Annotated in this window: 22 protein-coding genes; 8 read left to right on the top strand and 14 right to left on the bottom strand. The window is 57.6% G+C overall.

The window, feature by feature from the left end; genetic code table 11:
• Nucleotides 1-166: transposase (locus ACVWXE_RS11410; protein ID WP_457490365.1), on the top strand; the 166-nt coding region annotated here is incomplete at its 5' end.
• A gap of 205 nt (nt 167-371) precedes the next feature.
• The gene (locus ACVWXE_RS11415) at nt 372-1,763 is read left to right on the top strand and encodes a TldD/PmbA family protein (RefSeq protein ID WP_457490358.1); all 1,392 of its coding nucleotides are present in this window, start codon (nt 372-374) and stop codon (nt 1,761-1,763) included.
• Nucleotides 1,764-1,997: 234 nt separating this feature from the next.
• On the opposite strand, the gene ACVWXE_RS11420 is transcribed toward ACVWXE_RS11415, so the two are convergent.
• The 9 genes from ACVWXE_RS11420 to ACVWXE_RS11460 form a co-directional block, all read right to left on the bottom strand.
• A complete protein-coding gene (locus tag ACVWXE_RS11420; protein WP_414389182.1) occupies nt 1,998-2,201 on the bottom strand; it encodes a CHRD domain-containing protein in 204 nt (67 codons plus the stop codon).
• 433 nt (nt 2,202-2,634) lie between these two features.
• A complete protein-coding gene (locus ACVWXE_RS11425; RefSeq protein ID WP_414357838.1) occupies nt 2,635-3,093 on the bottom strand; it encodes a fasciclin domain-containing protein in 459 nt (152 codons plus the stop codon).
• An 81-nt stretch (nt 3,094-3,174) separates the two neighbouring features.
• Nucleotides 3,175-4,485 carry a CO2 hydration protein gene (locus tag ACVWXE_RS11430; RefSeq protein WP_414342182.1) on the bottom strand — a complete coding sequence of 437 codons (1,311 nt, stop codon included), beginning with the start codon at nt 4,483-4,485 and terminating at the stop codon, nt 3,175-3,177.
• Nucleotides 4,486-4,543: 58 nt separating this feature from the next.
• Nucleotides 4,544-6,079: an NADH-quinone oxidoreductase subunit M gene (locus ACVWXE_RS11435; protein WP_457490359.1), complete on the bottom strand. Its 1,536-nt coding sequence runs from the start codon at nt 6,077-6,079 to the stop codon at nt 4,544-4,546.
• A gap of 50 nt (nt 6,080-6,129) precedes the next feature.
• Nucleotides 6,130-7,965, bottom strand: coding sequence for an NAD(P)H-quinone oxidoreductase subunit F (locus ACVWXE_RS11440; protein WP_457403433.1), 1,836 nt, complete (start codon nt 7,963-7,965; stop codon nt 6,130-6,132).
• A gap of 535 nt (nt 7,966-8,500) precedes the next feature.
• Entirely contained in the window at nt 8,501-9,457 is a 957-nt protein-coding gene (locus ACVWXE_RS11445) for an NAD(P)H-binding protein (RefSeq protein WP_457490360.1), read from the bottom strand.
• 141 nt (nt 9,458-9,598) lie between these two features.
• Nucleotides 9,599-9,889, bottom strand: coding sequence for a 4a-hydroxytetrahydrobiopterin dehydratase (locus ACVWXE_RS11450; protein WP_457490361.1), 291 nt, complete (start codon nt 9,887-9,889; stop codon nt 9,599-9,601).
• A gap of 78 nt (nt 9,890-9,967) precedes the next feature.
• On the bottom strand, nt 9,968-10,486 hold the full coding sequence (locus ACVWXE_RS11455) for a GNAT family N-acetyltransferase (RefSeq protein WP_457466424.1): 519 nt from the start codon (nt 10,484-10,486) through the stop codon (nt 9,968-9,970).
• A gap of 2 nt (nt 10,487-10,488) precedes the next feature.
• On the bottom strand, nt 10,489-10,647 hold the full coding sequence (locus ACVWXE_RS11460; protein WP_011434410.1) for a hypothetical protein: 159 nt from the start codon (nt 10,645-10,647) through the stop codon (nt 10,489-10,491).
• A gap of 273 nt (nt 10,648-10,920) precedes the next feature.
• Here ACVWXE_RS11460 and ACVWXE_RS11465 point away from each other — a divergent pair, with 273 nt between their 5' ends.
• From ACVWXE_RS11465 to ACVWXE_RS11480, 4 genes are all read left to right on the top strand, one after another.
• Nucleotides 10,921-11,700 (top strand): cysteine hydrolase family protein, encoded by a 780-nt coding sequence (locus ACVWXE_RS11465; RefSeq protein ID WP_041437718.1) that lies wholly within the window; start codon nt 10,921-10,923, stop codon nt 11,698-11,700.
• 45 nt (nt 11,701-11,745) lie between these two features.
• Complete coding sequence (locus ACVWXE_RS11470; RefSeq protein WP_414331516.1) at nt 11,746-12,210, top strand: cupin domain-containing protein; 465 nt, start codon at nt 11,746-11,748, stop codon at nt 12,208-12,210.
• Between the two features lie 871 nt (nt 12,211-13,081).
• Nucleotides 13,082-14,704, top strand: a complete 1,623-nt coding sequence (locus ACVWXE_RS11475; RefSeq protein ID WP_457490366.1) for a CocE/NonD family hydrolase — start codon at nt 13,082-13,084, stop codon at nt 14,702-14,704.
• Between the two features lie 98 nt (nt 14,705-14,802).
• On the top strand, nt 14,803-15,063 hold the full coding sequence (locus ACVWXE_RS11480) for a DUF6761 family protein (RefSeq protein WP_011434405.1): 261 nt from the start codon (nt 14,803-14,805) through the stop codon (nt 15,061-15,063).
• Nucleotides 15,064-15,214: 151 nt separating this feature from the next.
• Here ACVWXE_RS11480 and ACVWXE_RS11485 read toward each other — a convergent pair whose 3' ends face one another.
• The gene (locus ACVWXE_RS11485) at nt 15,215-16,408 is read right to left on the bottom strand and encodes an RNA-guided endonuclease InsQ/TnpB family protein (RefSeq protein WP_457490367.1); all 1,194 of its coding nucleotides are present in this window, start codon (nt 16,406-16,408) and stop codon (nt 15,215-15,217) included.
• 188 nt (nt 16,409-16,596) lie between these two features.
• Between ACVWXE_RS11485 and ACVWXE_RS11490 the strand changes: the two genes are divergently transcribed.
• Nucleotides 16,597-18,399, top strand: coding sequence for a glycosyltransferase family 39 protein (locus tag ACVWXE_RS11490; protein ID WP_457490362.1), 1,803 nt, complete (start codon nt 16,597-16,599; stop codon nt 18,397-18,399).
• Nucleotides 18,400-18,552: 153 nt separating this feature from the next.
• A complete protein-coding gene (locus tag ACVWXE_RS11495) occupies nt 18,553-20,010 on the top strand; it encodes a circularly permuted type 2 ATP-grasp protein (protein WP_457445123.1) in 1,458 nt (485 codons plus the stop codon).
• 21 nt (nt 20,011-20,031) lie between these two features.
• On the opposite strand, the gene ACVWXE_RS11500 is transcribed toward ACVWXE_RS11495, so the two are convergent.
• From ACVWXE_RS11500 to moaC, 4 genes are read right to left on the bottom strand one after another with little or no spacing between them, the layout of a single operon-like run.
• Nucleotides 20,032-20,592, bottom strand: coding sequence for a gamma carbonic anhydrase family protein (locus ACVWXE_RS11500; RefSeq protein WP_457490363.1), 561 nt, complete (start codon nt 20,590-20,592; stop codon nt 20,032-20,034).
• Nucleotides 20,593-20,608: 16 nt separating this feature from the next.
• On the bottom strand, nt 20,609-21,613 hold the full coding sequence (locus ACVWXE_RS11505; RefSeq protein WP_457383986.1) for an alpha-E domain-containing protein: 1,005 nt from the start codon (nt 21,611-21,613) through the stop codon (nt 20,609-20,611).
• Nucleotides 21,607-23,517 carry a hypothetical protein gene (locus ACVWXE_RS11510; protein ID WP_457490364.1) on the bottom strand — a complete coding sequence of 637 codons (1,911 nt, stop codon included), beginning with the start codon at nt 23,515-23,517 and terminating at the stop codon, nt 21,607-21,609. Before ACVWXE_RS11510 ends, ACVWXE_RS11505 begins: the two co-directional genes overlap by 7 nt.
• Entirely contained in the window at nt 23,511-24,062 is a 552-nt protein-coding gene (gene moaC / locus ACVWXE_RS11515) for a cyclic pyranopterin monophosphate synthase MoaC (protein ID WP_457445114.1), read from the bottom strand. The genes ACVWXE_RS11510 and moaC overlap by 7 nt, the downstream gene beginning before the upstream one ends.
• Nucleotides 24,063-24,184: the final 122 nt, after the last annotated feature.

The raw sequence follows: 24,184 nt of genomic DNA on the forward strand, positions 1-24,184 counted from the left end.
CGAGTTTGCGGATTACATCAGCAAGATATACCGGAAAAATGTGCTGTGGAATGAATCTTATTTCATCGCTTCATGTGGTGGGGTAACAGTCTCGGCATTGAGCCAGTACATTGAAAGCCAAGGTACTCCCGCCTCTCATCCCGACCCAAGCGCTCCGCGCCGCTAGCACGTTCGCTTCAGCGGGCCGTAGGCCATACGTCCTACGGACAGAGGGCGGGGCTTCTCGGCGGTTTAGCTAACGGCGGGCCTGGCCAAAATGTTCCGCACTGCTGACACGAACGGGATCGGGGCTTTCACTCGGCGTGGCAGCTCATCGACTTTCCAGGATCGGGCTATGCTGGACTGAGGACTACACCCATCTCCCTGTTGCTATGCGAGACCTTCTGCGCGACATCCTTCGAGACTGCTCTGGCTTTGTGGAACTGCGCTACCACAGCAAGGTGTTCCGCAGCGTCACTGCCGAGAAGGGCCGCCTTGAGCGCACTACGGTTCGTCGCCGTTCCGGAGTGGGGGTGCGGGTGTTGGAGGCCGGCACTTGGGGCTTTGCTGCCACCGGGGATCCCTCGCCGGCTGCTATTCGGGAGGCCATCGCTGAGGCTCGCCGTGCCGCCCAAGCCAGCGCCGACTACCGCAAACAAAAGCTGGGATCCCTGCCCAGTGTGCGGCTGGCCCAAGGGGAGTTCTGCGAGCCCGGTGTGGAGGAGGTGTTGAACAAACCGCTGGAGGCGAAGATCCAGTTGGCTTTGGAAACCGAGGCTCAGGCCCGGCAGGCCTCTCGCCAAATTAGCTCCGCCAGTTGCACCTACAACGAGATCTACGAGGAAAAAGCCATTGTCACCACCGATGGGGCGGATGTGGCCTTTCGTCTGGTGCGCCCCGAGCTGCGAGTTCAGGCGGTGGCCGAAGCTGCCGGCCAGCTCAGCAGTGGCTCCGAGGCCATTGGGGTAACAGGGGGATGGGATTGCCTGTTCCGCTCGCATCCCTTGCAGATGGCGGAAAAGGCGGCTGCTACCGCGGTTGATTTATTGTCCGCAGGCTACGCAGAAGGGGGATGGGCCACGGTTATTCTGTCGCCTTCCATCGTGGGGCTGTTGGTGCACGAGGCCATTGGCCACACGGTCGAGGCGGATTTTGTTCTGGCGGGTTCTGTGGCTGCCGGCAAGCTGGGGCAGCGGGTGGCCAGCGACTGGGTTACCCTCAAAGACTCCGGCCATTCAGAGTTTATGCCGGGGGCAGGGGGAACCCTTCCTGTGGACGACGAGGGCGTTCCTACCCAAAGCACCACCATCATCCAAAACGGCATTCTGGTCAGCTATCTCCACAACCGCGAAACTGCTGCCCACTTTGGCGTAGAGCCCACCGGCAATGCCCGCGCCTGGGAATATGCCGATGAGCCTTTGATCCGCATGCGCAACACCTTCATTGAACCCGGATCCCAAACGCTAGAGGAAATCATCGCCAGCACTCCCGATGGCTACTTCCTGGATGGGGCCAGGAACGGGCAGGCGGACTCCACGGGCGAGTTTATGTTTGGGGTAGAGCGGGCCTACCGCATTCGCGATGGCAAGCTGGCGGAGTTGCTGCGCGGTGTCACCATCACCGGCAATGCTTTTGAGGTGCTGCAATCGGTGGATGCCGTCTCGCGGGACTTCCTGTGGGACTTGGGATCCGGCCATTGTGGCAAGGGTCAACCGGCCAAGGTGGATGCGGGCGGCCCCTACATTCGCTGTCGGGCCATTGTAGGTGGGCAACAACCTGTGTAGTTATTCCCTTGGCGCTCCACAGCTAGCCCAGAGGTGAAGCCTACAGCTCGCTCTGTAAAGGGGACTGGCAGGCCAGCTCCAGGACTACCGAAAGCTGCTGGCCAGGAGCTACACAGAAACTCTGTCCTGCCGGCACGACTGACCGTGGGGGAGTTCACAGAACAGCCAATCCGTCCGCAAAAATTAGGGATCCCCTCACCTGCGGGGATCCCAGATGGGGTACTGGATCAAACCTTAGCGAGGGAAAACCACCTGGGCTCGCAACTCGCCCGGCGGGTTGGCCTGCGTGTGAATGTTGATGTAGTAAGCTCCGGCCAAAAAGCTGGAGACTTGCTCAGGGGTGAGGTTGGCTTCCAGTCGGAAATTCCCCGACTGATTGCCTGGATCGGCAACATGTTCAAGACAAAGACCACCGGCCCTGTGGCCTGGGCGAAAGATTGTCCTGGCTGCGGCTGAGCAATGTGAATATGTCCAGGGCCAAAGTTAGCAATGGGTAGAAGTGGGGTTGTGAGATTTGTAAAGCTTCCTTAACCGCTGAGAAACAAGACAGCAACCAGGCAAAAGCCGCAAAAAGCCTCGAAAATTGAACGAGGCCGAAGGGAAAAACCGATCAACAACATGGAAAAAAGCTCCTCGGTCAGAGAACAGGCTAAATAAGGTACGTATCAGGCCAAGCTTCGGATTCATCTCTGGGTTTAAAAGACGGCGACATCACTGCTACCGAGAGACAAAAATCCCCACCCTGTGGGGGTTGGGGGATGGTGTAGACTGCACGCGGAGCAGAAATCTCTGACCGTACCTATAAAGTTGCGGAGAGGGGGAGAGGGTTCACCCAGGCACTTTCCCCAAGCTCGGTTCACGATAGATCTGTCTATCCTCTGGCCGAGGCAGCCAAGGCGGAGTTCATAATCGGCCAGAACCAGTGGGGCCGCATCAGGATGACAGTGTCGATGACGTGGATGATGCCGTTATCGGCTTCGATGTCCGCTTGGATAACGGTGGCGTTATTGACCTCGAAAACGTCCCCTTCGATCAACAAGTCGATGGGGGATCCCTCTACCGAGCCCACACTTTGGTACTTGGCCAAATCTGCCTTTTTCAAGCGGCCGGGCACCACGTGGTAACACAGGATGCGAGTCAGTTGGGGGATGTTTTGCACCAGAGTGGTGATGGTGCCAGGGGGCAGCTTGGCAAAAGCCGCATCGGTAGGGGCAAAAACGGTAAAGGGGCCGGGGCTTTTCAAAGTATCCACCAGGTTTGCCGCTTTAACGGCAGTTACCAAGGTGGAAAAGCCCTCAGCAGAGACGGCAATATCAACAATATCGGGCATGGCCGGGATCCTTTTGCTGTGAAGTTGTTGCTAACTGGATTGCTGCTCGAAAGGCTTTGGGATCATTAAAGTTGCCACGGGCTAGCGATAATTCTGATCCTGAATGTAGGCGAGGCGGGCTGCTTCCCGGATCCCATATTCCGGTCGGGTGAAGCGATTGAGTTGGCCCTCAAAATAACGGCGGTTCATCATCAAGTGCCGTGGATTTGGATCATCAAGGGGATACAAGAAAGCGGCCCTTCCCGCCTGAATCACGGCTGAGGTGACGTTGTACATGGAGCGCTGGAAGCTAACCCCCAGTTGAATCAGCATGTCCTCTTCGCCGCGGCAATGCTTGCGGTAATATTCCACCAAATACTGGGGCAAAAAGTGGTACATATCCTGGTGCAAGAGCGTGGGCGGGATCCCGGCGGTGCCCACCGGAAACTTATCGGCGTAGAGGATCCCGTAGTGGAAGTCCAACTGGTTGGTGGGAACTTCGTTGGCCTGGGCGTTGTAGGACTTAGTGCCGCGGAAAGGAGAGGTGCGATAAAACACGGCCTCTACATAGGGGAAGGCAGCCTCATATAGCCAGGTAAATCCCTTGGATTTGGGCACAATATCGTACCATTCTCCCCGAATACGCACGCGGTGGTAGATGGGTCGTCCGGCAATGGCGAAGATCCCGTTGACCAGAAAGTTCATCGCCTCCGGCACGCTGGTAATTTTGCCTTCATCGTAGAGATCGCTCATCTCAAAAAAGACCGGAGCCATCACCTCCCAAAACAGGCCCAACACCGAGTACATGGTGGCCTGGCGGCACAGCTCCAAAAACATATCGGGGAAGAGCTTGTATAGCCCCATCAACAAGGGGTTGCCCTGGCAATAGGCGCGGATGGCGCGGTCGGCATTTTGCTTGTATTCTTCGGAATCCATGTAGGGATCCAGCAAGCCCCCCATATCGCGGTGCCAGAGCATGGCCCGCATACATTCTTCGGCAAATTCCATGTTGATGCGGTCATGCCAGAGGTGATGCAAAATCCTGGGCAGCTTGCGCTTCAGCTCCCCCTTTTCCATAAACTCCAGCAGCTCGGGGTGGGCCGTAGCCTGGCCTCGCCAAATGCGCAAATCCGCGTTATCCCCCGCGTAGTGGTTGGCCAGCTTCAGATACTCTTCAGGAATGATGAACTTGAAAAAAGGCAAGGGATCCACAAACACCTGCTCGGCAATGTAGAGCAGATCCCGCCAGTAGAAATCCATTGGCACGGCATAGGCTTTGTAGAGGCCGATAATTTGCATCAGGTTTTCCGGCGTATCTGGCAGCATGGATCCCCCTGCCTCCAAGCGGTGGACTACATCCGCAAAAGGGTGGGTAGAAGGGGGAAGCTTGCGGGTTGTAAGGGTTGTCGTCATGGAAGAAGTCTCCAACTCTTCAAAAGTCCTGGCTCCATAGGGGGCATCTGCTGGGATCTCAATTCCTGGGAGTTTCCCGCTTGCCTGGATCGGCTCCAGAGAGGGTGATGGGGGCAAGGTCACCGGCTGATGCCAAGATAAGCGTTTGGGCCTGAGCCACCTGGGTGGATAGGGTAAAGGCCAACGGTTGCGGCCATTTCACCAGGCTCATGGGCTGGATCCCAAACCAAACGATCAAGGCCGTCAAAATCAGCCCCGGGATCCGCTCCCAGCCGTGCACGCGTGGGTAGTAGGCGGTACGGTTGTCCAACCTGCCAAAGCAGGTGCGGTTTAGCAAAATCACGAAGTACACCGCCGTCAAACCGGTGCCACAGATGCTGATCAAAGTCGGCAAAGGAAAATCCTGATAGCTGCCCTGGAAGATCAAAAACTCCGCCACAAAGCCCACCAGGCCAGGGATCCCGGCGCTGGCCATCCCCCCCAAGATGAGCAGGGCGCTCACTGTGGGCAAGCCTCGCAAGGGGTTGAGCAGGCCGTTGAGCACATCCAGATCGCGGGTTCCCACTTTGCGCTCCACCAAGCCTACCAGATCAAACAGCAGCGCCAAGATGAGACCATGGGAGACCATCTGCACCATCGCCCCGGTCAGGCTAATCGGGGTGGCTGCCGCCATGCCCAGCAAGATGTAGCCCATGTGGCCAATGGAGCTGTAGGCCACCATGCGCTTGATGTCTTTTTGGGCGATGGCTGCCAAAGCCCCGGACAACACGGCAATGGCTCCCCACCAGGCTAGGATCCCGCCCAGGTCGGCCCAAGCTTGGGGAAACAACTGCAGCCCAAAGCGAAACAGACCGTACGTGCCTAACTTGGAGAGGATCCCTCCCAGGAGGATGGCCACTGGCGGCGACGACTCCCCGTATGCATCAGGCAACCAGGTGTGGAAGGGGATCAGCGGCATCTTAATGCCGAAAGCCACGATCAAGGCCAACAGCGTCAAGGTCTGGGCAACAGGGCTGAGAGAGGTGATGCGGATCTCCAGCAGCTCAAAGCTATGGGGATCCCCCAGCCAGTAGATGGCCAAAAAGGCCCCCAACAGAAAGATGGCGGAAACGGCGGTGTAAATCAAAAACTTGATGGCAGCATAATCCCGCTTGGGGCTGCCCCAAATGGAGATGAGCAGGTAGATCGGGATCAGCACCAGTTCGTAAAACAAGAAGAACAAAAGCAGGTTCTGGGCAACAAAAGCCCCGTTGACCGACCCGCTCATGAGCAAAATGCAGCCGTATAAGAGGTTGGGCCGCTTCACCTCTGGCTCAGCCGTCAGCACCGCAATCAGCGTGAGCAACCCATTCAAAGCCACCATCAGCAGGGAAAACCCGTCCAGGCCCAGGGAGTAGCTCAGCCCAATTGCCGGGATCCAATCCCACCGCTGCACCCACTGCAGCCCTTCCGCTTGCAGGTCAAAGTTGGCAAACAGCAGCAGCGAGATCCCCAGCAGGATCCCGGCCAAGGCCACCGCCAGCTTTCGCCCCCCCAAGCCTAAGAACAGGAGCAGGGATCCCAAGATCGGCAACACAATCAAGGCACTCAGCATGGTCTTTTCCCTCTTTATCTAAGGACTCCGTCCCGCTACCTTGCCCAAGCCTAGAGAATCAGCCAGCCCAGCAGGGCCACCCCCACCACAATCGTCAGCACGTAGGCTTGCAACTGGCCAGAGGTGGTGTATTTCAAAACCTGTCCACCCGCCAATACCGCCAAGCTGGTCAAATTTACCAAGCCGTCTACCACATAGCGGTCGAACAAGGCTGTAACCTCAGAGATGATGCGTACCGCAAACACCACACTGGCCCGGTAGAGCTTGGGGGTGTAGAAGTCGTTGGCCAACAAATCCTGCCAGTCGGCCAAGAAGGCCCAGTCCACCGGCTGCCGCTGCGGACGCAGATACAGCCAGGCTCCCAAGGCAATGCCTGTCAAGCTGGATCCCGTCATTACCCCAACAGGGATCCCTTCCAGAGCGGGAATCAGACCTAGTGCCGCTAGGATCATGGGCATGTGCAGCGTTACCCCCATCATGGCGGTGCTAGGCAACGTCATCGGCCAATGCACCTCTGGCGAGCGCTCGCTCATCTGCTGCGGTTTGCCCCCCCAAACAAGGCCAAATACCCGCGTTAGCCCCAGCGCCGTCACCGCATTGGTAACCAGCACAACTGCCGCCCACAACCCCTGCCCCGGTTGCACCAACTGCTGCCAGAGATCCGTCAGCACCCAAAAGGAGCCGAAGGGAGGCAAAGCGATGATTCCAGCCATCCCGGTCAAGAAGCACAGCCCCGAGATAGGGCGCCGCGACCACAAGCCTCCTAGATAGCGCAGATCCTGGGTAATGCTGTTCCAGATCACCATGCCCAGCGCCATCACCAACAGGGCCATCGCGGGCGCATAGGTCAGCAGCAACCCATAGGCTTGCTGGGGATGACCGGTGCCCACCGCCACAAAGATCAAGCCCATGTAGGCGCTCACCAGATAAGACAGGGCCCGCTTGGCATCGATCTGGGCCAAGGCCACTAGGGATCCCCCCACCGCTGTCAAGCCGCCGATGGTTAGCATCACCCTTAGCACTGTTGGGGAAAGCTCGTAGAGGGGTTGCAGGCGAATCAACACCCAGGCCCCTGTGCCCACCACCACCGCATTGCGCAAGATCGTCGAGGGGATCGGCCCTTCCATCGCCTCATCCAGCCACAGGTGCAGAGGAAATTGGGCACACTTGCCTACGGGGCCGGCCAGCAACCCCAGCCCTACCAGGGCCAGCAGGGTGGGATCCACAGTGACAGATCCTGCCTGCACCGCCTCTGCCCAGGCCGCCAAATCCTCAAACTCCCAGGAGCCGGTCAGGGGATAGATGGCGATTACCCCCATCAAGAGCAACAGGTCGCCGATGCGCTTGGTTAAAAAAGCATCCCGCGCTCCCGTCACCACCAGCGATTGGTTGAACCAAAAGCCCACCAACAGGTAAGTGCCCAGGGTCAAAATCTCCAGGATCACGTAGCTGAAAAAGAGGGAGTCGCACAAAGCCAAGGCACACATCCCCCCCTCAAACAGGCCCAGCAGGGAGAAAAACCGCGCCCAGCCCCAGTCCATTTCCATGTAGCCAAAGCCGTAGATCTGGGCCACCAGGTTCAGCCCCGTCACCACAGCGCAGGCCCCCAGAGTTACCGATGACACCTGCAGCGGCAGCTCTAACATCAGATCCCCCACCTGTAGCCAGGGCAACCGAATGACCTGCGCCGGCTGATCCCAAATTGCCACCAGCGCCCCCACGCTGTGCAGGAAGGCCATCAACGTCAAGAGCGCATTCAGATAACCTGCCGGACGTGGTCCCGTGCGCCGGGTGATTCCTGGGGACCAGATCAGCGCTCCCGCCCACGCCACCAAGGCGTAGAGGGGAATCAGCCATGCAGTTGTGACCAGCCCGTTCAAGCTCATAATCCTCCTTCGGCCAGGGATCTTGGCCAAACTGGAACACTTGCTGAGATCCTGTAAAAAATCTTAAGCAGCATCTTAGCTGCGAACCGAGATAGATAAAAATTGAACTTTCCGATAAAAACTATAGATAAAAATCTATAGTTCAAGCAGGGGGAGCAGAATAACCTTTGTCGTTGTCACCCCCTCACTCTCTAAAGCGTAGATGGAAATGAACCCCTTGGGAACCTAAGGATTTGCGATTGTTTGGACACAGGGAATGATCAAGAAAACTGGGTTTAGCGCTCCGCACCGCCAAAGCGAAGGCCTACGGCCCGCTGTCGCGACAGAGCGGCTTTGTGTTATGGTACGGGTTGATCTCCGCCAACTTGAATATGGCGCAGTGTCAATAAAAAGTGTCTGGGAGTTCATCCCAGGAGTTCATCCCAGTGGTTGTGGCTATGGCATCCGCTAACGCAAACACGACCCCGTCCACCCCTTCTCCCAAGGTTGCTGCTCAAGCTGCTGTGAAATTGCCGAGAAGACTGAGAACAACGACTTAGAAGGGCGTTTTGACTTTGGGTTGCTTGACCTTTAGCTCGCGAAGCCGTTTCAACATCTTCTGGAAATACTCCGCTAGGTAGTCCTCAAGAGAGGTCAGAGAGGCCAGTTCGATCCCCAAGGTTTCGCATACAGGCGTCATATCGGCGTGCATGGGTTCTTTGGCCGCGATCACCTCCACAAACGCCAGCCGGTCGGCAATGTTCCAGCTCCACTGAAAAAACTGCGCCACCTTGCGCGCCCCTCTCAGCAGTCCCAGCGGCATGGTGCTGACCTTGGCCTTTTTGCCGGAGAGCTGCTCGCACAAGGCAATGACTTCTCGAGCCGTCCAAGCCTTGGGCCCCACCAAGGGAAAGATTTGCTGCTTGGCAGCTTCTACAGTGAGAGCTCGCACCGCAAACCGGGCTGCATCTAGGGTGTCTAGGTAGGCCGTTGGCATGCCCTCGCCGGTTACCCAGACGATTTGTTCTTCCAAGATGGGGATGGCGTACTGGCCAATCAACCCCTGCATAAAGCCCGCTGGCCGGAAAATGGTGTAGGGCATCTGGGATCCAACCAAATACTTCTCAATGTGATGCTTGAAATTCATCAGGGGCACATTGGGATACTCGTGGTGGGCGCCCATGATGGAGAAAAAGATAAAATGCCCTACCTGGGCAGCCCGTGCCGCATTGATCAGGGCAACCTTGCCATCCCAGTCCACCTGACGGGCGCTGAGGGTGTCGGTCACCCGCACCGTAGCACAGTCGAGCACCGCCTCGATGCCTTCCATCGCGGAGTTGAGGGTGCTGGGCTGAAGCAGGTTTCCCACCTTCAGGTGAGCGCCCCATTCACTTAAGAAAGCAGCCTTTGCCGGATTTCGCACCAGACAGGTAACTTGGTGTCCCTCTTCGATGGCTCGGCGCACCACCTGACGGCCCAGCGTTCCCGTCGCCCCCACAACCAGCACGTTCATAAAATTATCATTTCTTAACCTTAGGCTTAGTCTATCAGACCAGCGCAACTCCCGACACAACCTTAGAGGCAGCAACAAACCAATGGGGATCCCTTGCCAAACCGGCTCTGAAGGGATCCCCAAAGTTGGGTACTGAAGCGTCTAGCTGGCCAGCTCGTTCATGCGTTGCGCCAGGGTAAAGTCCAGTTCTGTAATGCCCCCGGCATCGTGGGTGGTGAGATCCACCCGCACGCGGTTGTAGACATTGCTCCATTCGGGGTGGTGCCCCATGCTTTCGGCCACCAAGGCCACACTGCTCATCCAGCCAAAGGCTTCGACAAAGGAGCGAAACTGAAATTGGCGATGCAGCTTTCCCTCCCGCAAAGACCAGCCCGGCAGATTTTCCAGCTTGGCTTGGACCTCAGCTTCACTGAGTTTGACAGGTCTGGACATGGGCTTTCCCTCCGGTCGATGCCATCGTTTTCATCACGCTTTCATCAAAGGAGCAACTGAGAGCGGATCCCAGCTTATTTACAAAACTTCATAACCTTTTGGTTCTGCCACGCCAGCGGCGCCGAGGGGTTTGTACAGCCAGTAGCCTTGCACGGAGAAATGGGCCCGCTTGTAGAAATTGAGGGCAGCCTGGTTATGGCGATAAACCTGCAGGGTGATGGCCGCCAGCTGCTGCTGGGATCCCCAGCGTTCCACCTGTTGCATCAAAGCTCTGCCCAGGCCCTGCCGACGATGGGCGGGATCCACCCAGAGCAGAAAAATGTAGGCTACCCGCCGATGGGTGGCTTGATCTGTGGAGATGCCGGCCCAAACACAGCCCACCGGCTCCCCTGTTTCTTCCTTGAGGATCCACCAGCAGGGGGTACGGGGGGGGTCGAAGAGGCGATCCAGCGTCTCTTCCAGGTGATCCCAGTTGCTTTGCTCTGGAAAAGATTCCTGCAACGTGGCCTGCAATCCTCGTCGCACCCAGGGCCGATCCCAGGCTGAACCAATGCGCCAACGATAACCCACAGGCAAAGGGATCCCTTGTTCAGCCATCCTCAGGCATTTGCAGAAAGGGCCACAGGCGTCGCTTCTTCTAGGGGGGCAGGCTGGGCCATATCCTCCGGCAGAAACGAGCGGATGCTCACCACCACCAGGGTAAACAGAAACACCAGCAGGATGAGAGCGGGAAAGATATATTGCCGCAGGATGCTCATGCTTCTACATAATCATTTCAAGTTTCTACAGCATAGCGTGCAGGGAGGGATCCCTGGGCAGCTTTTCGGAAATCTCCTCGGTTTTTCTTCTCCTGATCTCCATCTCAGCCCCTATCGACTGACCCTGGGGGATCCCATGCGTTAATAAGGTGAGAAAGTGTAGCCTACGATTCCAAAGTCAGGTCAGCTGTGCATTAAGGTCGAGCGTAGTTGTGGGTCATCACTCAACTGCCCAACCTGATCCCACTGCTGCGCGACGCGAGCGGAGAATCCATGAGCACCCCCAATCGCCCCTTGAAGACCCTTGGGATCCCTCCCAATGCTTGGGCCGTGAATGCCGAAATGGCCGACCTCACCCGTCCGCCCTTGGATCCCCGGCCCATCCTGCTACCCACCTCCAGCAAAACCCTGCGCTTGGATCTGGCCAAGGCGGCGTTGTTGGTGATCGACATGCAAAACGACTTTTGTCATCCCGACGGTTGGCTGGCCAGCATTGGCGTCGATGTTACACCTGCACGGGCTCCCATCGGCCCTCTAAAAGCCCTGCTGCCCCGCCTGCGACAAGCTCAAGTGCCGATTGTGTGGGTGAACTGGGGCAATCGCCCTGACTTGCTCAACATCAGCGCCGGCTTGCGACATGTGTACAACCCCACCGGAGAGGGAGTAGGGCTGGGGGATCCCTTGCCTAAGAACGGGTCTTTGGTCCTCACGCGGGGCAGTTGGGGCGCTGCTGTGGTGGAGGAACTGGAGGTCAAGCCCGAGGATATCTGGGTGGATAAGTTCCGCATGAGCGGCTTTTGGGATACCCCTCTCGATAGCATTCTCAGAAACCTGGGGCGCACCACCCTCTTTTTTGCCGGCGTGAACATCGACCAGTGCGTCATGACCACGCTGCAAGATGCCAATTTCCTCGGCTACGACTGCATTTTGCTGGAAGACTGCGCCGCCACCACCTCTCCTGAATACTGTTTGCTAGCTACCCTCTACAACGTCAAGCAGTGCTTTGGCTTTGTCGCCTCCTCCTCAGATTTGCTCGCGGCTCTCCCCTGTTAGCACTTGCCCACTATTCACCCCTCATCTCTTGAGCGGAGGATCCGGATGCAAACGCTTTCCCGCTGCGTGATTCCAATTGTTAAAACCCCTGCCGATTATCAGGCTTTTCGCATCAGCCCCCACGATACCAATCGCCTGGCCATCGTGTTCGATCCTTCTCATGCTCAGATTTCTCTAACCTTTTGTGTGGAGATCTTCGATGAGGGAGGCAAAACCCCTCCAAATCGCCATCAAATGGCTGTGGAAATGTTTTTTGTTCTCAAGGGGGAAGGCCTGGCCATTTGCGATGGAAAAGCGGCCCCCATCAAAACTGGAGATAGCATTTTGGTTCCGCCAACAGGCGTGCATGAAATCCGCAACACCGGCCCAGGCCGCCTCTACGCCCTCTGCTTCATGGTGCCCAACGAAGATTTTGCCGAGCTCATCCGCTCCGGCACTCCTGCGGACTTGGATGAGGAGGATTTGCAGGTGCTGTCGGGGGGCTGGAGAAGGGCATTTGCTGAGGCTTAGGCCTCAATGGCTCTGGGAGCTGTAGAGGTTGGAAGTCAGGGGTACTGATACATTCACGCTGAACTCTCCTGAACATGGTTCAGGAAAGAAGCGATCGCATCCTGCCTATCTCTGTTCGCGTCAGCGGGACGGAGTCCAAACAGGAAGGCGGTATCCCGCAAAGCCCTGAGGAATACCCCCCGAGCGCTTTCCCCCTTCACTTCCCGGCAACCGTTGCGGTGGACTCAAGGATCAGGGGGAAACTTGGTCTACTATATCCCTCTCAATGACTTTTGCCAAACCGCCTAAAGCTCAGTAAATTCAGCAAAGTTCAGGGTTTTGGGGGTTAGAGGCATGCTCCGACAAATCTTTTCCCAGGGTCTCTGTTTCCATAAATCCATAAAAGCCATAAAAGAGGGGTCTGGAGGGGGTTGCGTTTGCGCCAGCAGGCCGGAGATCAAGGGCAATACCAGGGAAGGGGCTCAAACTCTGGTGGGAGCATGACTCTAGTCAATAATAAGCTCAACTATACTGAAAATAATGTATAATATGTTCAGTACGGATTACTACCAGTTGATCTTTCTGTTTACTTTCGAGTCTGCCAACATGGTAGCCAAAGCAAAGCAGAAAATTGGTAGTAAGACGACACGGAAACTGCGCTTTGGGTATTCTACTCAAAGCTTTGCGGGATACCGCCATTCTGGTTGGAAACAAACAGAATGCTATCGCTGCATAGTTGAACAGTGATGTTCAGCAGTGTTCAGCGTAAATGTATCAGTTTCTCCCTCTCATAAGGGCTTCTGTTTTATCTTAGGAAGAATCCACCCAGGGATCCCTTAGGTTGTCCTTGGTTGGTATCCCTTTGGCAAGATCCGCTAGCCCAACCCAGGCCATGTTGCCCGTTCGCCCCCGCGAAACTGTTTCCATGTTCACCCGCGACGGGATCCAACTGGACGCGGATGTCTATCGCCCGCAAGGGGAGGGGAGCTACCCGGTTTTGCTGATGCGGCAGCCCTATGGGCGGGCCATTGCCTCGACGGTGGTGTATGCCCATCCCAGGTGGTATGCGGCCCAGGGGTACATTGTGGTCATCCAGGATGTGCGCGGACGGGGAACTTCCAAGGGATCCTTCTACCCTTTCCGCCATGAGGTGGAAGACGGGTTTGACGCCGTCAATTGGGCGGCTGCCTTGCCGGGGAGCAACGGCGTAGTGGGCATGTACGGCTTCTCTTATCAGGGCATGACCCAGCTGTATGCGGCTTCTACCCGTCCCAGCGCCTTGAAGGCCATCTGCCCGGCGATGCTGCCTTACGATCTCTATGCCGATGCCGCTTACCCAGGGGGGGCCTTTGCCTTCTACAACAACCTCAGTTGGGCCTTGCAACTGGAGACCGAAGGGGCGCGTCTTAGGGGGGACGCCAATGCCTACCAAGCGCTTTTGAAAGCTGCCCGCAATCTCCCCCTCTACGACCCTATCCCCCTCAAGCCGGGGGTGTTGCAGCAGTATGCCCCCCAGTCCTATTACTTCGACTGGCTGGAGCACAGCGAGCCGGATGAATACTGGCGCAAGCTCTCTCCCCGTCTAGAGGTGGTGGATCTGCCGATGCTACACATTGCCGGCTGGTTTGACAGCTACCTGAGTGGTAGCCTGCGCCTCTACAAGGAAATGAGCGCCCGCAGCCAGAACCCTCAATACCTGATCATCGGCCCTTGGATCCATCTCCCTTGGGGGCGCAAAGTGGGGGCGTTGGACTTTGGCCCAGAGGCTGTCAGCCCCATCGATCGCCTGCAGGTGCGCTGGTTTGACCAGTTCCTCAAAGGCAAAGATACAGGGATCCTCCAGGAGCCGCCGGTACGCCTGTTCGAGATGGGATCCAACCGCTGGCGCGGCTTTGATGCTTGGCCTACCCCTGAGCCAAAAGCTTTTTACCTACACAGCACCGGCTTGGCTGCCCTTTCAGAAGCAGAGGGATCCCTTCGCCCTGAACCCTCGCCGACGCAACAATCGGATACCTTTGTTCACGATCCCTGGCGACCGGTGCCGGCCTTGGGGGGCCACCTAGTTCAGCCTGCCGGGCCGCAAGAGCGCTCCGCCCTCGACTGCCGCACCGATGTCCTGACCTATACCACTCCGCCGCTGCAAGCCGAGCTGGTTCTGGTCGGGGACATTGCTGTGGAGGTGTACGCGGAAGCCGACAGCCCCAGTTTCGATCTTTGCGCTGTGCTCTCGGTGGTAAGGCCCGATGGGCAGGTGTATAACTTTTCCCAAGGCTATTGTCGCCTACGGGATCCCCAGCCCAGTACCCCCATTCTGATTCCCTGTCAGCCCACCTGTATTCGCATTCCTTGCGGTCATGCTCTGCGCCTCAGCCTCAGCGCGGCTTGTTTCCCGGCCTACCCTGTCAACACGGGTATGGGGATGCGGGAAGAGCGGCTAATCGAGGCCCGCATTCTCACCATCACTCTCCGCAGCGGTGGCGAGACGCCTTCGCGGCTGCACCTGCCCATGGCTTGAAGCCAAGAAGAGACCAAGCTTCGGGATCCCGTTTGCAATCACCCCTTACAAAGAGACACCAAACGTTAGGATAGAAACAGGCAGGGCAAGGGAACACCATGTTGCAAGACCCAAAGTTGATCCGGCACTATCAGGCTTTGACCGATGCTCTGGTGGATACCTGGCAGCGGGGCTACCGGCGCACCGATGAGCTACGTCTGCTGGTGGATGGCTACCTGCTGGCCTTGCGAACTGGCAAACAATTGGAGCCCTTCGAGATCTATCGCATTGAGGACGAGGTCAACCGCTTCCTCTACGATCCGTCCAACTTCATAGATCCGGAATTGGAGCCAGAGGCGGAGCCGATGCGGGGTTATTGATTTTGTGAAGTTATTGATTTTGTGAATCCCTGTTGGCGATCCCTAGAACAGGTGGGGCAAAGTTTTGATTCCAACCTTTTCTGATCTCCCCTCGCCCCTTGGGAGAAAGACTAGGGGGGAGGGCGCTGAGTAAACTACCCGGCTCCGACCGCTAAGCGGTACGGAGCGGGCTTTCAGTAGCCCTGAGCCTGTTCTGCTCTACCAGAGAACAAAACAAGCCCGGACCTCTAGGCTGGTTTACGACAGCCCCCAAGAGCGCAATCACATTCGCACCATTCAAATCCGCATCCCCTTCCCATCCACAGTGCCCACACTTGAACGACTTGCCACTGCGGTAGGATTGCGCAGGATCGGGATGGATATGCAAACACTTGTGACAGGTCTGCGACGTGTAAGCAGGCGGCACCAGAATCAAAGCAACCCCTGCACGCAGAGCCTTGTACTCCAAAAATTGACGGAGTTGATAAAACGCCCAACTGTTGGCCCTGCGCCGCTCGGCTTTGCTGCGGGGTTGTTGATTGACTCTTTTCCGGATCCCTGTCAAGTCTTCCAGAGCAATAGCGCTGTTGGTAGCTTTTGCCCTAGAGACAATAGCTTTGGAGATGCGATGATTGACCCACGCCTGAAAGCGCCTCTCCTTGCCAGACAGCCGTTGCAACAGTTCTCTGCATCTGCGCCGCGAACTGCGGGTGCCCTTACTGGCTTTGCGTTGGAGTGCCGCCCTCAGCTTGGAGTAGTGGTCGCGGACTCGGTTCAACTGCTGTCCATTCCAGTTATCACCCTCTGACGTATGGGCAATATCTGTCCTGCCCAAGTCCACCCCGATCACCCTGTCGGTATCTTGTTGCTTGGGCGGGTTTTTCTCTACGCAAATCTGGATGTAGTAGGAGCCGTCCTTCCGCTGGACTAGGGTGGCCGATTTGGGGTTAGAGCCAGCCAGCATTCCCCTCTGGTAGTTGCCAATGGCTAGTTCAAAGCGTTCTCTCCCTTCCACCGTGGTCAGCGACACCGTCCAGTCTTTCTCGCGGAATGAAAAGATACGTGCGTCGTAGGTAACGAACCTACGCTTGAACTCTTTAACCGGACGGTTGCGCTGTCTCGCCACTTTGCGGGCGCCTGCCACCCGTCTGCACACCTGTTGAGCCAAGTTACTGGACAAGCCGAACCGGGCTCGAATCTCGTAGTAGCAAAGGGATTGCAGTTTGACCGCGTTGACGATCTTCTCCGGCGTGTTCTGGTTGACCCAGTTCAATGCCTGCACAAAGACATCCATCGTCGCGTCCAATTTGGCGGCTTGTGACGGGAACGCCTTGAGCTTACAGGATATTGTCAGGACTTGGCTCATAAGTTCATTGTACTTCATCAAAGCGCATTCCTTCCGGCACTGACCCTACGGGTACAGTGCGGGGCTCCTGCGATTTCTAGCTGACTGAGTTCTGGTTTTGTCGAGCATCTTGCGCCTGGTAGGCTGAGAGGGATCGATTCGTTCCTGATTCCAGTCGTATCGGTTCTATGGCGGTTTGGGATAGGGTGATGACCTCCCGGCATCTGCCCCTGCTGGGATCCGGCTTGGGCTTGGGGGTAGCCCTGATCCTCTGGTACGGGGTGTTTGGCTACCACGTGCTGCAGATTGGCCTCTGGCTGCTGAGCATCCTGCTGGTGGGGTTGTATTGGGCGCAGTTTTCCCCGGCTCAACCCCCTTGGGATCCGACGCGGCTGCGCTGGCAACAGGAGCTGTTGCACCTGGGGCTGTTGGTGTTGGTCTTTGCCCCGATCTACCTCTACGACCTGCCCAACATCCCTTTTCAGATCAATACTGACGAGATTGTGATCACCTCCATGGCCCGTCGCGCCTCAGGGGTGCGCTATCCCGATATCTTTGGGCTGATGCCGGAGTATTTCTATTTCCCCCGCTTCATGTTCAGCCTCTTCGGCGGCCTGACGCGGCTGATGGGGGGAGTCACGCTGCTCAATGTGCGCACGGTACATGCCGCCTTCGGGGTCGTCACCATTCTGGTGGCCTATGGGTTCTTTCGCGCTTTTTGGGGATCCCGGCTGGCTTTGGCGGGGGCGGCCCTCTTGGGATCCAACCACGCCTTGCTGGGCATCAGCCGCATGGCCATGCGGGAAAACCTGATTGTGCTGGTGGAGTGTGCGGCCCTGGCCTTGCTCCTCAAGGGCGTGCGGGAAAAAAATCCCCTGTTGCTCTATCTGGGGGGAGGAGCGGCGGCTTTCTCCCTCTACGGCTATTTGCCGGGGCGGGTGGTGATCCTGCTGGGGTTGCTGTTTGGAGTTCTGTACCTGCTCCTGGGCCGGGAGGATCTCCGAGGAGAAAACAAGCAAGCTAATCCCCTCTGGGTCCTGGCTAAGCTGACGGTGCCCGCGGCGCTGGGCTTTTTTCTGGTGGCTGGGCCCATTCTGGTGGCCACGGTCACAGCACCTGCGGTGAGCGCCGAGTACTCTCGCCAACAATTTCTCTTTTTCCCGGAAGGGCGGGCGTTACAACAGATGTGGGTGAATGCGGCTACGCCAGAGGAGGCGGTCTGGCGCAACATCTTCAACGGCCTCAGCATGTTCAACGACCCCGGCCAGCACGACCGCGGCTACATCTATCCCAACTATGGCCATGCTTTTGTGGATCCCTTGACGGGGGCTTTGATCTGGCTGGGGCTGGGATCCGGCCTCTACCGCCTTTTCAAGAAGCGCAGCCAGCCCCACGACTGGCTCTGTATCGGCAGCTTCCTATTTCTCTACCTGCTGTTTAGCTTGGCCATCACCAAAGCCCCCAACTACACCCGCCTGCTGGTGATCCTGCCCTTTGTAGCCTATCTAACCTTGGAAGGGATCCAAGTGCTGGCAGGTCTCCTGGAACGCTGGGGATCCCGGGCCGGGAGTTGGCTGCCGGCGGCGGCGATGGCGGGGGCAATCCTGCTGATTGGGGGGTGGAACCTGGCCATTTTTGGAGACTTTGTCCACAAAGGCTGGACGCAGGGCAACGATGTGGGGGCCACCGGGCGCTATGTGGCAGCTCGCCAAATGGATCCCGACTACCGCTTCTATCTGGCGGCTAGCACTGCCTACCCCTATTTCAGCTGGGGAGAGCCTATCTACTGGCAAAGTTGGATTCAATTTTTTGCTGGGCCGGAGCAGGAGGTGAAGGTTTTTTCCCCAGAGACGTTGCCCGGCCAAGACCTAGAACCGCCGTTTACCCTGTTCACGAATGAGGCAGTATGGGATCAGCAGGGGGCAGAGCTGCAACGGCGCTTTCCCAAGGGGCAGTTGCATCGGATCCCTGCCGAGCGGGGGCTATGGGCCTTTGAGGTGGCGGATCCCTAGAGCTCCCCCCCTGGTTTGGCCAACCCACCGTCCGCGGGACGGAGTCCTTTCTTTTTACCAGGCTAAAAGTAGCTGAAAGCACACTATGCAGATCCAGAGCCGCCAACAGTAGAAGAAGTAGAAGAAGATGATAGCGTTCCAGGGATCCCAGACGTGCGTTTTGATGCCTACGACCCGGGCGAGGGGTTTTACGACGAGCTGTTTTTGGGGCGTAACCAGCCCCGTCCTGAGGCGATCCCGCTGATTGAGCGCATTCATTCTCTGGAAGAAGGGGAACTGCAGCAGCGGCAAGCGGCGGCGCAGGCGGCCCTCTTTCAAATGGGGGTGACCTTCAACGTCTATGGCGATAGCCAGGGCACGGAGCGAATTTTCCCCTTTGACATCATTCCCCGCATCGTCTCGGCTTCCGAGTGGCAGCGGCTGGAGAAGGGTCTCAAGCAGCGCATCCACGCCCTCAACCTGTTCATCGACGATGTCTATCACGACCAGAAGATCCTTAAGGATGGGGTGATCCCTGCCGAGCTGATCGAAACGGCCAAGGGATTTCTGCGGCCCTGTGTGGGGCTCAACCCACCGGGGAGAATTTGGTGCCACGTCACCGGCACCGACCTGGTGCGGGATCGGGACGGAACTTGGTACGTGCTGGAAGATAACCTGCGCTGTCCGTCGGGAATCTCTTATGTGCTGGAAAATCGGCGGGTGATGAAAAGCACCTTTCCCTCCCTGTTCAACACCATGGGGATCCGCCCGGTGGACGACTACCCTAGCCATTTGTTGGATACTCTGCTTAACCTGGTGCCGCACCTAGCCAACCCAACGGTGGTGGTGCTCACCCCCGGCATCTACAACTCCGCCTACTTCGAGCATTCTTTCCTCGCCCAGCAGATGGGGGTGGAGCTGGTGGAAGGGCGGGATCTGGTGGTGGCCGATGGCTATTTGCAAATGCGCACCACCAAGGGGCTGCAGCGGGTGGATGTGATCTACCGCCGCATCGACGACGACTTCATCGATCCGCTGGCCTTTCGCCCCGATTCTCTACTGGGGGTTCCGGGCCTGTTTGAGGTCTACCGGTCAGGGCGGCTGGCGATTGCCAACGCTTTGGGAACAGGGGTGGCGGACGACAAGGTGATCTACGCCTATGTGCCCCAGATGATCCGCTACTACCTGGGAGAGGAAGCCATTTTGCCCAACGTGCCCACCTACCTCTGCTGGGATCCCAAGGATCAGGCGTACGTACTGGAAAACCTGGACAAGCTGGTGGTGAAGGCAGCCAACGAGTCGGGTGGCTACGGCATGTTGATGGGATCCCAGGCCACACCGGCAGAGCGGGCTGCTTTTGCCGAGAAAATCCGCGCCCAACCGCGCAATTACATCGCCCAACCCACCCTGTGCCTTTCTCGCGTGCCCACCTTGGTGGATCGGGGAGAAGGCCCCCGTCTAGAACCCTGTCATGTGGACTTGCGGCCCTATATCCTCTACGGCAAAGAGATCTACGTTCACCCAGGGGGGCTGACCCGCGTCGCCCTCAAGAAGGGATCCCTGGTGGTGAACTCCTCCCAGGGGGGCGGCAGCAAAGATACCTGGGTGCTCTGCGCGGATCCCGGCTGTTGAGAGACGGCTGGCAAAATAGGCTCAAAGTCGCTCGCCCGAACCTCTGCTCCACCGGCCAAAGCGGCTGGCATGTTGAAGCGCCAAATCCACGTAGTGCTGGGCGTGAAGGCGCAGTTGCTCGACCTCTTCCTCGGTGAGGGTGCGGATAACCTTAGCCGGGATCCCCGCCGCCAAAGAGCGAGGTGGCACAGACCGGGTGACCACCGCTCCAGCTCCCACCATGCTGCCTGCCCCGATGGTGACCCCGTTCAAGATAATGGCCCCAATCCCGATCAGACATCCCCCCTCGATGTGGGCACTGTGGATGACCGCTCGATGGCCTACGGTCACTTCCTCGCCAACCAGGGTCGGCTGTCCGGGATCCCCGTGCAGGATGGCTCCATCTTGGATGTTGCTGCGGCGGCCAATGACAATGGGCGAGAGATCCCCCCGCAAGATGGCCCCGTACCAGATGCTCACCGCTTCCGAAAGATGGACATCGCCGATCAGTGTGGCATTGGCGGCAATAAAGGCTGCCTCATCTACTCCCGTCGGCTGCCGATCCAGCCCAATTGGCCAGGTGTCCTGTTTTTCTCGTTGCATTTAGAGTCGAGGCCGTTCATGTCAGTTGGGCTTGACGTTGAGAGAGTAGAGGGGATTCAGACGGTTGCAAGGGGCGAATGGCAAAGAAAGTTTCGTAGATGCAATCGCCAACGTGGTTCATTTGTAGCTGCAATTTGTCGAGAAACTCATGTAAGCCCTGCTCCATAATGTCGTCGATGGTTAGGTAGTCCAGCTCAGAACGCAGGCGGCCCAAAGCTCGCTCGCTGGGATCCCGCCAGGTATCGGCTGGGGTGCCGGTGATCTGGTGCAGGGATCGATCCGCGTGAATAAGACAAAACTGAATGGAGCGGGGAAATTGCCGATCCAAAATCAGGAAAGAGGCCACCTCTCTGGGATTGATGCGGTGCTGGCGGCTGTATTTCCGGTACATTTCATAAGCACTGGCCGACTTCAGCAAAGCAATCCACTGCAACTCATCCAAAGCCGTACCCACATACTGCAGAGAGGGCAGCAAAATAAAATACTTAACATCCAAAATGCGCGCCGTTTTGTCCGCCCGCTCCAAAAGACGGCCAATCTGGCCAAAATGCCATCCTTCCCCATGGGTCATGGTGGCATCCATCACCCCGGCGAATAGGTGACTGGCCAGCTTCACTTCCGTGAAAAAATCATGGAGCTGACTCAGGTGGGGGCCTTGCTGAGCTGCTTCTTTGACCATCAAATAAAAGCGGTTGACCCGCTCCCACATTTCTGAAGAAATGACCTCCCGCACAGAACGGGCATTTTCTCGCGCCAGCCGCAAACAGGAAAGGATGGAGTTGGGGTAATCCCTATCAAAAGCCAGGAACTGGATGACCGTTTCTTGGGTCGCCTGGCCATAACGCTGGTAAAACAGCTCCTGATCCCCGGTGGTGTAGACGATGGGATCCCACTGCTGGGCGGGACCGCTGGGCAAGTCTAGGATGAGGTTGAGATTGACATCGATGAAGCGGGCGATGTTCTCGGCGCGCTCCACGTAGCGGTTGAGCCAGTAGATGGAATCGGCCACCCGACTCAGCATGCTGTTACCTCCTCTGGAGTTTCTTGTCTCCGCGGTCCGTTCAAATTCAACAAACGAAGCAGCCGCCGCAGCTTCACCAGCAGCACCCCCGTCAGGCCGGTCAAGATCCACCCCATCCACTCGGCTGCAGTACCCAGATAGCGCACCTGCACGCGATGATCCCCCGGCGGGATCCGCACCTGCAACAGCCCCAGTCCATTGTGCTCAGCAGACGTGAGGCGACCATCCACCTGTACCCGCCAAGCAGGGTAGTAAAAAGTGCGCAGGACTACCCATTGATCCTGATCGGTGGGGTTAACGGCCCGAAAACGACGGTAGCCATAGCGCCACTGCTCCACTTCCAACAGTGGCTCCAGATCGCTTTGTTCTCGTCCAAAGTTCACCATGTCGCCTTGCCACCGCAGCAGCGGATCCACCTCTGGGGGCGGCATCGGCAGGGTTGCTTGGCGAGGTCGGTACTCCGGCACATCCACCAGCGCCAGCCCATCGGGAAAGATCCAGTGCCAGTGAAGAAAAGCGATGCCCGGTCGCTGCTGGGGCTCATTGGGAAATGGCTTGGCTGCAGACAGCTCTTGAAAAGTTTGGATGGTCTGGGGGTCAAACCAGGCTCTGGACAAGACCTGCCAGCCCTGCCAGCTTTGTATCCCCATGGCCAGACCTATCCCCACAATCAAGAGGATCCTCAAGCCCTTTTGTCCCCACCCCCAGGCGGCCAGGGATCCCAACAGCCAGGGCACGGTTACCGCCGTCACCGCCATCCAGCGCCAAGAAAACTGAATGCGGCGCAGGGGCAAAATCCACTCGTAGAGCCAACCCAGCAAATCCGTCATCATCAGCAGGGCCACCAAGCTGGCCCCCAAGCTGTAGAGCAGGATGGCTTTGGCCAGGGGAGCAGAGGATTCTAAGGCACCATGGGACTCCGTCTCGCCAGCACGAGCGGAATGGATTGGGGTCATCCCCCTTGTCCTGCGGGCCAGCCATTCCCAGAAAACCAGGATCCCAGCACCCAAGACAACGGCCACCATCCAGATCCAGTACCCCACCAGGCCGCTCTCAAACCAGTGCTGCGTCAGTTGTGGCTGGAGCCGGGTCAGCCCACTCACCATCAAACGATGTTGGGGCATGTACTCTTCGACGAAATTGACGAAGTCCACCTGGATGAGGCGCTGATCCCAAAAGGCTGGCAGCAGATAAAACGCCGTCCACCCCAGCCCCAGCCCAAACCCCAAGTAGCAGCGCCCCACCCTGGGCCAGAGGGGATCCCGACGGCTCAGCACCCACGGCAGGGGCAGCCAAGTTAGCGTAAAGACCAGCAAAGTGGGCAAGTGAGATAGGGCCAACAGGCCGTAGCTAATGGCTAAGGCCACAATCGGCCAAAGGGACTGGGGCCGGCAGATCACCTGGACTGAGGCCCAGAAAATCCAGGGAGAGACAGCAATGGCCCACACTTCCCCCATTGCCCCCCGTTGGTAAATATCCACCAGCCAATAGGGGCCGGCCATACCCGCCAGAGCCAAAACCAGAGCCCAAGCCCAGGGGATGAGTTGCCGGAGAAGGGCATACAGCCCTGCGCCAAAGACTGCCATTGCCAAGCCCATGCTGGCCACCAGGGATCCGGGCATATCCAGCTCCAGCAGGCGAAACGGCAGAGGGGCCACCATGCACAGAGGGGGGTAAAAGGCAAAGGTAGGATTGCCGTAGCCGAAGTTGGAATACTCCAGCCAGCGGGGGTAAAACTGCCCGCCGAAAAACTGTCGTTGATACTGAAAGGCCCAACTGAGGTTGAAGTGAGTGGAGTGAGTCATGGGATAGCCCTGGCGCAGCATGGGCCAGAGCAGCACCCCAATGCCCACCAACAACCCTAGCCCAACACCACTCTCTGGTTGTTGCAAAGCTTTCAGCATTTCTCGGCGTTATCCCGATCCTCTGCCTCGAAAGGCCCAGACTTCCCCCCATACTTGCGCAGCAGCCGGATGTTTTCGATCACCATCGTCTTTTCCAGGGCCTTGGCCATGTCGTACAGGGTGAGGGCAGCCACCGAAACTGCTGTCAGAGCCTCCATCTCCACCCCTGTTTGGGCGTTGGTTTTTACTGTAGCGGTGATCAGAAAGCCGGGCAGATGGGGATCCGGATTCAGATCCACGGTGACGCTGCTCAAGGGCAGAGGATGACACAGCGGGATCAGATCGGCGGTGCGCTTGGCAGCCATGATCCCGGCCAGCCGGGCTGTTTCCACCACATTCCCTTTGGGCCCTTGACCGGCCAGAATAGCCTGCAAAGTCGTTTCTGACATGCGTACCTGCCCTTGGGCAGTGGCCAAGCGGGCAACCATGGGCTTGTGTCCCACTTCCACCATTTGTGCTCGGCCAGAGGCGTCCAGGTGGGTGAGGGCTTGCCCAACAAAGGACTCTGTCCTGCTGGCGCGACTAGAACTCGAATCCGATGGCACCCCGGCCTCCCACAATCCTTGAGAGCTGAAGAGCATGACTCTAGTCAATAATAAGCTCAACTATACTGAAAATAATGTATAATATGTTCAGTACGGATTACTACCAGTTGATCTTTCTGTTT

The sequence above is a fragment of the Thermostichus sp. MS-CIW-41 genome (genome assembly GCF_054058915.1).